Consider the following 12,912-nt stretch of genomic DNA (forward strand, 5'->3'; position numbering starts at 1 on the left):
CTCTCGTCGCGCCATGGGCGCTCAAAAAAACAAAAACCCGGTCCGCCAGGCGGCGGCCCAGGGTCAGAACTGATAGGTCACACGCACGCCGTAGGCCGGCTGCGCGGTATCGAAATCGCGTGGCGCGTGCAGATCCCAGCCGGCGAAGCCGTCCCAGGTGAGTCCGCCGCGCGCGCCGCGCACGCCGACGAAGGCGCCGACCAGGCTGCGTCCGTCCTGCCCGCTGGCGCTGGGGCCACCGATGCGGCCGGCATCCACGCCCAGGTACGGGACGATGCCCAGGCGCTGCACCGGCAGGTTGAGCGTGTTGCGCCAGTACGCGCCGCGTTCCGCACCGAGGGTGCGTTCGCCATCGAAGCCGCGCACGCTGTAGCGCCCGCCGATGCTGACGAACTCCGAGCCGAGCAACAGGTGCGAGGAAGTCTGCGCATGCAGGCTGCTGTCCCAACTGGCGGCGATGCTGCCGAGCTTGAACGGCAGCCCGGTGCTCACGTCCAGCGTGGTGACGCCGTAGCGGAAGCTGGGGAAACCCACCGCCGGGTCGTAGCCGGTCCATTGCCCGTCGAACCAGGGCGTGCCGCGGCGGTGCGCCAGGCGCAGGTCCAGCTGCATCGGTCCCAGGTAACGGCGATGGCTGAGGTAGGCCTCGGCGCTGGTGGTGTGGCGGCGCTGGATGCCGATCTCGATGCCGTCCAGGTAGCTGCGCGCCTCGCGCTTGGCCACGACCACGCCGGCGGTGGTCTTGCTGCTGCCGTTGCGATGGACGACGCGCTGCAGGTCGAGCTGGGCACTGTTGGATTCGCCGCTGGACTGGAAGCTCTGCAGGTAGCCGTCCACGCGCTGGTGGTAGCGGTAGGACGACAGCGACAGCGCGAACGTCCACCAGCCCCACGGCACGCTGTAGCTGAGGCTGTTGCCGCGCGTGCCGCGCTCGGCGCCGTGATCCACCAGGTCGTGGTTGTAGCCGATCGACAGCAGGTCGTTGATGCCCAGCGGCGCGTCCAGCGCGAAGTCGATCCCGCCCTGCGCATGGCCGGTGGCGCGCACGCCGGAGTCGTCGGCGTTGAGCACGCTGCGCCAGCGCCGGCTGTGCTGCAGGGTGATCACCAGGTCCGATTCGCCAGGCTGCTCGCCCGGGGCGATGTCGATCTTGGCGTCCTGCGAGGGCACCCGTTTGAACTGCTCCACGGCCTGCTCGATCGCGCGCAGATCGACCAGGTCGCCCGGCCGCAGCGGCAAGGCGCTGCGCCAGAACGCACGGCCATCGGCAGACTCAACGCGGACCTGGCGCAAGCGGCCGGGCATCAGCTCGAAGCGCAGGCGGCCGCTGGACAGGTCCTGCTCGGGCACGCCGATGCGGGTGGTGACCAGACCGCGTGCGACCAGCTGGTCGAGCGCGCGGCGGCGGATCAGATCGATGCCCTCGCGGCCGATGCAGCGCCCCTGGTACTGGCGCAGGGACAGCCACAGCCAGGCGAAGCGCGCGCCATCGGCGCCGGCGCCGCCCAACTGGATGCGCTGGATCGGGAAGCACAGGGTTTCGGTGGGCAGCGCGATGCTGCGCATGTCGGCCGGCGCCACGGGCTCGCGCGGGCCGGCGAACGGCGCCTGCCGGTCCTGTTCCTGCTTGCGCTGCACCTCTTCGGCCTGGCGCAGCTGTTCCTGGCGGTCCAGCGTGGTCGGCAGGTCCTGGGCCTGTGCCGGCAACGCGCGGCCTGCGCAGGCGCATACCGCCAACGCGGCAAGGACGGTTCCCTTTCTCAACGACACCACGGTAGTTCCCCTGTTACGCATCCGGCGTTTCCCTGCCTGCGCAGGGCGTCGATCGCATCCTTCCGACTGGCGCTGCACCTCGCGTGCATGCGGGGCGAACTGTGGTGCACACCACACGACTGGAGAATCCGGGTCTCCCCGACACGCTGTCGGGGGATCCCCTAACGTCTGCGGCGTTGCGTGACGCAGACCCCGTTCGATTTGGAACGTCGTCCACCTCGGCTACATTTGTCTACGGTTGTGTACACGGGTGACGAGGCGTTGGCGCCTTGGCCCGGACGCCGGGTGGGCGTGTCCGTCCCGCCACGGCAACGGCCGCAACCCGCTAAAATCGGTCGATTCCCCGCCTAGGTTTCCGCGCCCGATGACCCCGATCGCCCGCACCGCACTGGCCTGCGCCGTGCTCGCCCTGTCCGCCTGCAAGCCGCAGGCGCCGGCCACCGATGCCGCGACGCCGGCCGCCAAGACCGCCGACACCGCCGTGGCCGGCGACGACAACCTCAACGCGGTGCTGTGGATGCAGCGCTCGGCCGAATACCGGGCCGTGGCCGAGCAGACCTACCGCGCCGCCGCCGACCGCCTGGATGCGGCGCTGCAGGAGCCGAACTGGGACGCGCTGGTGCCGGAGGAGCGCGGCAACGCCGCGGCCGGGCTGAAGCCGGCGGTGGTGATGGACGTGGACGAGACGGTGCTGGACAACTCCCCGTACCAGGCGCGGCTGATCCGCAACGGCAAGGAATACGACGAGGTCAGCTGGGACCAGTGGGTGGCCGAGAAGAAGGCCAAGCCGATCCCCGGCGTGGTCGATTTCGCCAAGGCCGCCACCGCCAAGGGCATCACCGTGCTGTACGTGTCCAACCGCGCGGTGCACCTGACCGACGCGACCCTGGCCAACCTGCGCAGCGCCGGCCTGCCGGTGGCCGACAACAGCGTGCTGCTGGGCCTGGGCACGGTGGTCAAGGACTGCGAGCAGAACGGCTCGGAGAAGAACTGCCGGCGCAAGCTGGTCGGCCAGCAGTACCGCGTGCTGATGCAGTTCGGCGACCAGCTCGGCGATTTCGTGCAGGTCGTGGCCAACACCCCGGACGGCCGCGCGCAGCTGCTGCAGCAGTACCACGACTGGTTCGGCGAGCGCTGGTGGATGCTGCCCAACCCCAGCTACGGCTCCTGGGAACCGGCGCTGTTCAACAACGACTTCGCGCAGCCCCGCGCCGCGCGCCACCAGGCCAAGCGCGACGCGCTGGAGCTGGCGCAGTGAGCCGCGCGCCGCTGGCGCTGGAGGCGCGCGAACGGCTGATCTTCGCCCTGGACGTGCCCGGCCGCGCCGAGGCGATCGAGTGGATCGAGCGGCTCGACGACGCGGTGGCGTTCTACAAGATCGGCATGGAGCTGCTGGCCTCCGGCGAATACTTCGACGTGCTGGAGACCCTGGCCGCGCGCGGCAAGCGCGTGTTCGTGGACCTGAAGTTCTTCGACATCCCGGCCACCGTCGGCGGGGTGATCCGGCGCCTGTCGCAGTGGCCGGTGGACTACTGCACGATCCACGGCTGGCACCCGGCGATGATGCAGGCCGCGGCCGCCGCCAACGGCGGCGACATGCGCCTGCTGGCGGTGACCGTGCTGACCTCGATGGGCCGCGCCGACCTGGCGTCGATGGGCATCGACCGCGAACCGCAGGACGTCGTGGTGGAACGCGCCCTGGCCGCGCAGGCCGCCGGCATCGACGGGGTGATCGCCTCCGGCCAGGAAGCGGCGCCGATCCGCCGTGCCACCGGTGCCGGCTTCTCGATCGTGTGTCCGGGCATCCGCCCCGGCGGCCCGGTCGGCGACGACCAGCAGCGCACCGTCGGTGTGGCCCAGGCCTTCGCCGATGGCGCCGATGCGATCGTGGTCGGCCGCCCGATCCGCCAGGCCGCCGATCCGCGCGCCGCGGCCGAAGCGATCCAGCACGAGATCGCCGCGACCCTGGCGCATGCGGCAGCGCGTTGATCGATCAATAAATATCAACGACTTAGCCAATAAAACTTAAACCATTGCATTAGCTGCGCACTGCCGGTAGCATGCGCAGCGTCCGGCGTTGCCGGAGATGCGCCACAAACCGTTCTCCGGCTTCGGTCGGATTTTGAAGAGGCCCGCGCCTTGGTGCGCGAGGCCTCTTTTTTTTATGCCCGGCCCGCGATCCGGGCAGCCCGCTCAGCGTGGCGCGGCGGCGCAGTAGCGGTCGATGAAGGCCTGGTGCGGCGGCATCGCGTCCACGCAATGGCCGATGGTCTGCTCGATGCTGGCGACGAAGCGTTCGATGTCCGCGGCCGGTACCTGATCCACCAGCGGGTGGTAGGCGCGCGGCAGGATGCCCTGCCCGACCATCACCTGCACCCAACTGATCTCGGCGAACATCTCCTCGCCGTTGCGGTAGAAGCGGCCGCTGTCGGCGAACAGGTCCAGCGTCGCCTGCAGCTCCGGGGTGATCGCCATGCTGCGGCACTGCCGCCAGAAGTCGCTGTCGTCGCGCTCGGTGGCGGTGTAGTGCAGCACCAGGAAATCGCGGATGCGGTCGAACTCGAAGGCGATGCGGTCGTTGTAGCGCTGCACCAGCACCGGGCTGATGCCCTCGCGCGGGAACAGCTCCAGCAGCTTGGAGATGCCCGACTGGATCAGGTGGATGCTGGTGGATTCCAGCGGTTCCATGAAGCCGCTGGCCAGGCCCAGCGCGACCACGTTGCGGTTCCACACCTGCTTGCGGCGCCCGGTGACGAAGCGCAGCGGGCGCGGATCGGCCAGCGCCGCGCCATCCAGGTTGGCCAGCAGCGTGGCTGCGGCTTCGTCGTCGCTGATGTGCGCGCTGGAATACACGTAGCCGTTGCCGGTGCGGTGCTGCAGCGGGATGCGCCACTGCCAGCCGGCCGCGCGCGCGGTGGCGCGGGTGTACGGCGTCGGCGGGCCGACCTTGGCGCAGGGCACCGCCAGCGCGCGATCGCACGGCAGCCAGTGGGTGAAATCGTGATAGCCGGTATGCAGCGCCTGCTCGATCAGCAGGCCGCGGAAACCGGAGCAGTCGATGAACAGGTCGCCGACGATCGTGTCGCCCGAGGCCAGCCGCACCGAAAGCACATCGCCCGATTCCGGATGCAGTTGCACCTCCTCGACGATGCCTTCGCGCCGGGTCACCCCGCGCTGCTCGGAGAAGCGGCGCAAGAACGCCGCGTACAGCGAGGCGTCGAAATGGTAGGCGTAGGCGATGTTGGCCAGCGGCGAATTGGGCGGCGCGTCGCTGGCCGAAGTCATGAACTTGCCGCGCTTGGCGGCCACGGTGTTGAGCGTGTAGGCGCCCAGCGGCTTGGCCTTGCCGGCCAGCGCCTGCTTGAACCAGTACTGCTGGAACGGCAGCAGCCCGAGCGGATGCCCGATCTCGGTGCCGAAGCCGTGGATGTAGGAGGTGCCCGGCCGGTGCCAGTCGACGAACTCGATGCCGAGCTTGAAGCTGCCCTGGGTCTGGCGCACGAACTCGGCTTCGTTGATGCCGAGCAGATTGTTGAAGGCCTTGATGTGCGGCACGGTGGCCTCGCCGACGCCGACGATGCCGATCTGTTCCGATTCGATCAGGGTGATGCGGTAGTCCGGGCCCAGCACGCGCGCCAGCGCGGCGGCGGCCATCCAGCCGGCGGTACCGCCGCCGACGATGACCAGGTTGCGGAGAGGGGCGGCGATCATGCGTGCGCGGTCCTGTGCGGAAAGAGGGGAGTATCCGATACGCGAACGGGGCCAAGCGGCCCCGTCCGGAAAACCCCACGCGCGCCGGTCGGGCACGCGCGTGGGCGATGGCGGTGGATCAGAACTTGGCGCCGATCTCGAAGCTCACCGTGCGCGGGAAATAGTTGATATCGCCCGTCTTGTTGATGGTGATGTCCGGATCGAACTGGCCGTTGGAGCCGAAGCCGTTGTACACGTACGAGGTGTAGTTCTTGAAGTTGAAGGCGTTGAGCAGATTGATGCGCGCCGACAGCTTGTAGTCGTTGTACACGGCGAACTCCTTGGTGGCCTGGAAATCCACCGTGCGGTAGCCCCAGATCTTGCCGCCGAGCAGGAACTTGCCGCTGGCCGGCGGCACCACGCCGACCTGCTGGCAGGTACCGCCATCGGCATCGACCTTGCCGTAGCAGGCGATGGTGTTGATCGGCTCGGGCGTGGCCAGCACCAGCTTGGCGCCGAAGGTGACGCCCCACGGACCGTCGATCGAACCGGAGGCGACGAAGCGGTGCGCGGCCACGGCGTCGGACTTCACGAACGGATAGTCGTGGATGGTCGCCTTGTCGAACGCGTACGGCTCGTCGATGTTGCGGTTCTGGCGCGCGCTGGTGTGGGTGTAGGACAGGTTCAAGCCCCAGCCCGACTCCTTGGTGTACGGCTTCTCCGCCGACAACAGCACCTGGCTGCTGCGCTGCTCCAGGCCGTTGCTGCCGATGATGGTGTTCTGGTAGCCGGGCACCGGCTCGCCCCACGGCGCGCTGCCGTTCTGGAAATAGGAACCGTCCGGATAGCGGTTGATCAGCGACATGGCGAAGCCGTCGTAGCTGAGGATGCGCTGGAAGGTCACGTCGGTCAGCCAGTCGCCGACCTGGTTGCTGATACCGATGCTGTACTGGTCGCTATACGGCGTCTTGAGCTTGTTGTTGAACATGAACAGCTCGGCGCTGCCGCTGACGCCGGGGATCGAGGTCAGCTGATCCACGCCGTTGAGGTAGCGCGGATCCCACGCGGTGCAGACGCGGTCGGAGCGATAGCACTGGCCGGTGGCCGGGTTCTGGAAATACACCGCGACCGGCGACAGCGCGGCCTTGCTGGTTTCCAGCGCCAGCTGCTCGAACAGGTTGCGGTCGTAGGAACGGCCGGCACCGCCGTGCAGCACGGCGCTCTCGTCGCCGAAGAAGTCGTAGGAGAAGCCCAGGCGCGGCGCCCAGGCGTCCTTGAAGTTCTTGCGGTTGTTGCCGGTGCTGATGTAGTCGGCCACGTTGATGCCGCTCGGCAGCAGGCGGTCGGCCCACGGATGGCCCGGGTTCTCCGGATCGTCGGCGTACAGCGCGTTGACGAAGTCCTGCGAGGTGACGAAGTCGGTGTAGGCCGGGCTCTTCTCGTAGTCCCAGCGCACGCCGATGTTGATCATCAGCTTGTCGGTCGCGGCCCAGTCGTCCTGGATGTAGATGCCGTACTGCTTGGACGGCGACTCCACCGTGGCCTTCTGGCCCGGCGTGGTGTACGGCGCGACGAAGTCCACGCGGTACGGCGTGGAAGCGACGCCATTGGCGTCCACCGAGTAGCTGAACTGCGGATTCAGCGCGGCCGCGTCCTGCGAGGTCAGCTTGATGTCCTTGTAGCTCACGCCCATCTTGATGGTGTGCTCGCCATGCCACTGGAAGCTGGTGAAGGTCAGGTCGTTCTGCAGGAACCAGCCCTTCTGACTCTTGCGCTGCACGTTGGCGCCACCGGCCGAACCGGTCTGCAGGAAGCTGTACTCGTCCACGTCGTTGGAGCCGGCGCGCGGGGACAGGTAGTTGTAGAGAATGCCGTTGCCGATGCTCATCGGCGTCGGGTTGTTCTCCGAGTTTTCGGTGCCGACGATGAACTCGTTGAACCAGTTGTCGGCGCTGTGCTGCCAGCGCAGGTTGGCACGCTTGTCCTTGTTGATCTTGTTGGTGCCGTGGTCGGCCGCACTCTGCCCACCGATGTTGGCGACCTGGGTCTCGTCGCGATACTGGCCGCTCAGCTCGATGCGGTCGCGATCGGTCGGTTCGAAATCGATCTTGCCGAAGTACAGGTCTTCGGTGAACGGCAGGTTGGCCGGGCCGTACTGGCTGGACAGGTTGGACGGCAGGTAGCCGACGTACGGGCTGGCTTCCGGGCTGGCCAGGACGGTCTTCGGCGATGCGTTCTCCTTGCCCTCATAGGCGACGAAGAAATGCATGCGGTCCTGGATGATCGGGCCGCCGAGCGCGAAGCCGTATTCCTTGATCTGCGAATCGGTCTTCTCGGTGTCCTTCTCGTCCGGACGCTTGTCGCGCATGTCCTGGTCGGTGTAGCGGAAGAACGCCTCGCCGTGGAATTCGTTGGTGCCCGACTTGGTCGCCGCGGTGATCGCCGCGCCGCTGATCTGGCCGTACTCGGCCTTGTAGTTGGAGGTGATGACCTTGTATTCGCCGATCGCCAGCTGCGGGAATGGATTGCCCTGGGTATCGCTCTGGCCGGCGATGCCGCCGCCCTTGACGTAGCTCTTCTGGCCGACGCCGTCGATGTACAGGTTGCCGGAGCTGGCATTGGACGCGCCGCCGCGCAACTTGGTGTTGCCGCTGCCATCGACCTGGAACACCATGCCCGGCACGGTGTCGGCGAACTCGAGGAAGTTGCGCGTGGCCTGCGGCAGCTGCTGGATCTGGCGCAACGAGACAACGTTGCCGACCTCGGAGGTCTTGACGTCCTTCATCGACGGCGGCGCGGTGACGTTGACCGTCCCCAGCGTGGTGGCGTCGCCGCTCGGCGCTGCGGCCGTGCCGGCGTCGAGATCGACCGTGGACGAGGAGGCGACCTGCAGCGTCACGCTGCGCTTGACGCCGTTGGCCTCGACCGTATAGCTGCCCGGTGGCAGGCCAATCACGGTGTAGGTGCCGTTGGGCCCCGCCGGCGTACGTCGCACCGAACCGGTGGCGGTATTGGTGACGACCACTTCGGCGCCGGCCTGGGCCTGGCCGCGCAGGATCGCGGTGCTGGTCTGCGCCATCGCCGGCATCGTCGCGAACAGGCTGGTCGCCAGGGCGCAGCACAGCAGGCTGCGTGCGGGCATATTGGAAGCGGAACGCTTTCTCTTCATGACAGAAACCCCTCCCAGGGCAGTAAACGGGTTCATTCGTTGTTTCTTCTAGTTGGATGCAAACGGTAAGGGTGGAGCGCGACGGGCGGTGTCAGTCCATGGCGGGTCCTCGCTGGGCACTGGACGCACGGACGATCAATTGGGGAACGATATCGGAGGAAAGCGGCGCATCCGCGCCTGCGGTCTGCGGCTCCAGCGCGGCGAGCAGCAGCTGCATCGCGCGCGCGCCGAAGCCGGCGATGTCCACCCGCATCGTGGTCAGCGCCGGGTGCACGTAGCGCGCCATCGGCACGTCGTCGAACCCGGCCAAGGCGATGTCCTCGGGCACGCGCAGGCCGGCGTGGGTGAAGGCGAACAGGCAGCCGAGCGCCATCATGTCGTTGGCCGCGAACACCACGTCCGGACGCTCACCCTGCAGCAGCGCCTGCCCCGCGCGATAGCCGGAGGCTTCGTCGAAATCGCCCGGCAACACCCGCGGTGCCACGTCCGGGCAGCGCTCGTGCAGTTCGTCGCGGTAGCCGCGCAGGCGTTCGCGCGCATCGAAGTTGTCGTCCGGCCCGGCGATGAAGGCGATGCGGCGATGGCCGCTGTCGAGCAGGTGGCGGGTCATCGCCCGTGCGCCGCCGTAGTTGTCCACGTTGAGCACCTGCGCGTCGGCGATGCGCTCGGCGCAGTTCATCAGCACCGCCGGCAGCGTGCCGGGCAGCATGTCGGCGGCTTCGTCGGCGTCGGTGCTCAGATAGGGCGACATGATCAGCAGCCCGTCCACGCGCCCGGGCATGCGCCGCACCGCCAGCCGCTGCTCTTCCGGCTCGCCATGATAGCTGGACACCAGCAGGTGCAGGCCGCGCTCGCGCGCGACCGTGTCGATGCCGCGGATCAGCTCGGAGAAGAATTCGCCATGCAGGTCGGGCAGCACCACGCCGATGGTGTGGGTGCGGCGGCTGCTGAGGCTGCGCGCGGCATGGTGCGGCACGTAGTGCAGGGTGCGCGCGGCTTCCAGCACGCGCGCGCGCACCGGCTCGGCCACGTGCTGGTGGCCGTTCATGGTGCGCGACACCGTCGCCACCGAGACGTTGGCCAGGCGCGCCACGTCCTTGATGGTGATGCTGGCGCGCTGTTCCGGCGCGTGTGCGATGCGCGGATTCACCAGCGTGCCTCCAGGGTCCGGAACGGCTTGCTCAACACCACCCCGGCGGCGTCGTAGGCGTCGATGCGCCGCCCGTCCACGCGCACCTGCGCCGGCCGCGTGCGCGAGGGCCAGGCCACGCGCACCGCGGTGCCCGCGCGCAGGCCGCTGCCGAGATCGATCCGCAGTACGTCGTCGCGCTGGCGCGCGCGCATGCTCAGCTGGCCATAGGCGGTCGGCAGGCGCTGCACCGCCAGGCCCTCGCCCTCGACCCAGGCCGGCGGCGTGCCCGGCAGCAGCACCAGCGCGTCGTCGCCCTCGTGCATCAGCATGCCGAACACGGTGCGCGCGTACTCGGCGCCGATCCAGGTGTGCGGCATGTCGCCGAGATAGCGCGGGAAACGCGGCCGCGAATGCACCACTTCGGCCAGCACCTGCCATTCAAACGGACGGCGGTCGCGCAGCATGTCCTGCAGCAGTTCGTCGGCGACCTGCGGCTGGTCCAGGTGCACATAGGTCAGCACGTTGCGCATCTCGTACGGCGAATACGCCCACAGCGCATTGGGCTGCTTGCGCTTGCGCACGTCGTCGATATAGCGCGCGAAGGTGGTGCGCAGCGCCTGTTCCGGCAGCAGGTCCTGCTGGCCGGTGGGATCCAGCGCGATCGACACGCTGCTCGGATCGCCGTCGCCCAGGTCGGCCGCGGCGGGGATGAAGTCGGCGCCCTTCCAGGCCATCGTGGCGCGGATCGAGGCGGCCAGCGAGGTGCGCAGCGCGGCGTACTGTTCGCGCGCCCAGGCCGCGGTCGCCTTGTCGCACAGCGACTCGGCCAGCCACGCGCCGTCGTGCCAGCCCTTCAGCGCCCAGTAGTCGTCCCAGTAGCTGTGGGTGGGGCTGGAATAGCCTTCGTGGCTGATCGACGGCGCCAGGATGCCGCGGAAGCGCTCCGGCGCCGGCTGCTCGCCCATGTAGCCGGGCACCAGGGTGCGCTCGCGCAGTTCCTGCATGAACTGCATCGCCAGCTTCACCTTCGGCAGGTAGGCGCGCACGCTGTCCGGGCCGCCGTCCAGGCGCGCCACGTCGGCGACCAGGGTGATGTATTCGCCCTGGCTGTCGTACTCCAGGTCCGAGCCGAAACCGTCGTTGACGCTGCCGTCGTCGTTGAGGATCGGCGACACCAGCCCGTTCGGGTGCACCGCGTGGTCGCTGTACCACTGCAGGTAGTCGCGCGCGACCTTGGCCTGGCCCATGCGCAGCAGGATCGCCGAAGTGGCCATGCCGTCGCGGATGAAGGAGCGGTTGTAGTTGCGCGGGCCGGGCTGCATCGCCGGGCCGGTCTGGTTGATCAGCATGTACGCGGCCTGCGCGCGCAGCATGTCGACCAGGCTGGCGTCGGGCAGGCTCAGGCCGACGTTGCCCAACCGGCGTTGCCAATCGGCGGACACGCGCTCGGCCAGCGCATCGAAGCCGCGGCCCGGGTCGCGCGCCTCGGCGCCGAGCAGCGCGGCGCGATCCAGCGCCGGTGCCGGCGGCAGACGGCCCTGCGCGTCGGCGCTGGCGGTGCCGAGCGGGAACGCCAGCACCACGTCCTGCTGCGCGCCCGGCGCCAGCGTCACCGCGTAGTTCAGCATCGCTGCGGCAAGGCCGTCGGCGTCGTGCGCATCGCGCTGCGCGGGCAACGTGTCGGCGGCGACGTGGCGGGTGATCTCGGTTTCCCCGTGCGGGCCGAACGCCTCGGCGCCGGCGCCGCTGGGCGCGCTCAGCGATTCCAGCAGCAGGCGGCCGTTGACGCGCACCGCGGCGTCCTCGACGGCGATGTCGTGGATCGGCGACAGGCCGCCGTTCTGCCACGGCGGGTTCATCTGCATCGGCCGCACCAGCAGCGACAGCGTGCCGCTGACCGGGCTGCTGCCGGTATTGCGCAGGCGGTGGCGCAGCAACGTCACCGGTTGCCCGCCGTGTTCGATGGTGAAGGTCTCGCTGCGCAGTTCCAGCCCCGGCTGCGGCGACCAGCTCACCGACGGCATCGGCTTCCAGCCATCGCGCAGCGCATGCGTCAGCGCGTGGCCGTCGGCGCCGGCGGCCGTGCCGGAGGCGTCGCGCCACAGCGGCTGCACCAGCGGCGCACCCTTCCACGCTTCCAGGTTGCCGTATTCGTCGAAGATCGATTTCTGCCGGCCGGCGTGGATGCCGACCGCGGTCCAGTAGGTCTGCTGCATGTGCAGCGAGGCCGGGAACAGCGCGCCCTGGCCGCGCTGCGCGGCAACCTGGTAGCGCTTCATCGGCGTCATCACCGCCTTCGGCCCGAGCAGGCGCAGGCGGCGCAGCGCCGGTGCGGCCGCGCCCGGCGCGGCATCCACGCTCAGCCGCAGCGCGCGCGCCTCGACCGGCGCGGTACCGGCCAGATAGGCGCTGTCGCTCTGCCCGGCCTGCGGATCCTCGGCCAGCGTGCGCCAGCGGCCCGCGGCGTCCTGCGCCTGCAGCCGCGCCGCGCCATGCGCGCCGGCGAATTCGACGAGCAGGCCGGCGCTGGCGAAGGCGCGCGGGAACGCGATCTCCAGCTGCCGCGGCTGCGCGCCCTTGCCGGGCATGGCCAGCGCCGCACCGCCCTGCCACAGTGCCGCCGCCGCGCCGGCCGGCACGCCGCGCAGCCGTGCGCTGTCCGCTGCGCCCAGCGGCTCCATCTCGAAGATCGAGATGCCCCAGTCGGCGGTGCGTTCGGGACTGGCCAGGCGCAGGTAGCGCGCGCTAAGCGGCGCGAAGAACAGCGTCTCGGTGCCGCCCATCGAATCGGCCATGGTGTAGACCGTGTCCCAGCGCTGGCCGTCGCGCGAGGCCTGCAGCAGGAAACCTTCCGGATTGGCGCTGTCCCATTGCAGGCGCACACCGCCAAGCCGCGCCTCGCGGCCCAGGTCGACCTGGAACCAATGGCCGGGACTGAACGCGCCGCCGGTGCGGGTCGTGGCATCGCCGTCGATCAGGTAGCCGATCGCCTGCGCCTTGACCTGGCTGGAAGAACTGGAGGCGCGCCATACCTCGCGCGGCGGCAAACGGCCGTCCTGCGCGTACGCGGACAGGGTCATGGCCAGGCCACACAGGACGCCGGCCAGGGCCAATCCGCCACGGCCGCTACCAGCGTGACACAGTGCTC

Annotated in this window: 7 protein-coding genes; 2 read left to right on the forward strand and 5 right to left on the reverse strand. The window is 69.2% G+C overall.

Going from position 1 to position 12,912, the window contains the following annotated elements; genetic code table 11:
- Nucleotides 1-63: 63 nt before the first annotated feature.
- A complete protein-coding gene (locus tag HDC36_RS18135; RefSeq protein ID WP_255432803.1) occupies nt 64-1,794 on the reverse strand; it encodes a ShlB/FhaC/HecB family hemolysin secretion/activation protein in 1,731 nt (576 codons plus the stop codon).
- 343 nt (nt 1,795-2,137) lie between these two features.
- Between HDC36_RS18135 and HDC36_RS18140 the strand changes: the two genes are divergently transcribed.
- Nucleotides 2,138-3,031 carry a 5'-nucleotidase, lipoprotein e(P4) family gene (locus HDC36_RS18140; protein ID WP_179570083.1) on the forward strand — a complete coding sequence of 298 codons (894 nt, stop codon included), beginning with the start codon at nt 2,138-2,140 and terminating at the stop codon, nt 3,029-3,031.
- A complete protein-coding gene (gene pyrF / locus HDC36_RS18145; RefSeq protein WP_179570085.1) occupies nt 3,028-3,762 on the forward strand; it encodes an orotidine-5'-phosphate decarboxylase in 735 nt (244 codons plus the stop codon). Before HDC36_RS18140 ends, pyrF begins: the two co-directional genes overlap by 4 nt.
- A gap of 204 nt (nt 3,763-3,966) precedes the next feature.
- On the opposite strand, the gene HDC36_RS18150 is transcribed toward pyrF, so the two are convergent.
- The 4 genes from HDC36_RS18150 to HDC36_RS18165 form a co-directional block, all read right to left on the reverse strand.
- The gene (locus HDC36_RS18150) at nt 3,967-5,484 is read right to left on the reverse strand and encodes a tryptophan halogenase family protein (RefSeq protein WP_179570087.1); all 1,518 of its coding nucleotides are present in this window, start codon (nt 5,482-5,484) and stop codon (nt 3,967-3,969) included.
- A gap of 118 nt (nt 5,485-5,602) precedes the next feature.
- Nucleotides 5,603-8,632, reverse strand: coding sequence for a TonB-dependent receptor (locus HDC36_RS18155; RefSeq protein ID WP_179570089.1), 3,030 nt, complete (start codon nt 8,630-8,632; stop codon nt 5,603-5,605).
- 91 nt (nt 8,633-8,723) lie between these two features.
- Nucleotides 8,724-9,782 carry a LacI family DNA-binding transcriptional regulator gene (locus HDC36_RS18160; RefSeq protein WP_179570091.1) on the reverse strand — a complete coding sequence of 353 codons (1,059 nt, stop codon included), beginning with the start codon at nt 9,780-9,782 and terminating at the stop codon, nt 8,724-8,726.
- On the reverse strand, nt 9,779-12,844 hold the full coding sequence (locus HDC36_RS18165) for a discoidin domain-containing protein (RefSeq protein ID WP_179570093.1): 3,066 nt from the start codon (nt 12,842-12,844) through the stop codon (nt 9,779-9,781). Before HDC36_RS18165 ends, HDC36_RS18160 begins: the two co-directional genes overlap by 4 nt.
- Between the last annotated feature and the right edge of the window lie 68 nt (nt 12,845-12,912).

Source organism: Xanthomonas sp. JAI131, from assembly GCF_013410075.1.
GTDB classification, from domain to species: Bacteria; Pseudomonadota; Gammaproteobacteria; order Xanthomonadales; family Xanthomonadaceae; genus Xanthomonas_A; species Xanthomonas_A bonasiae.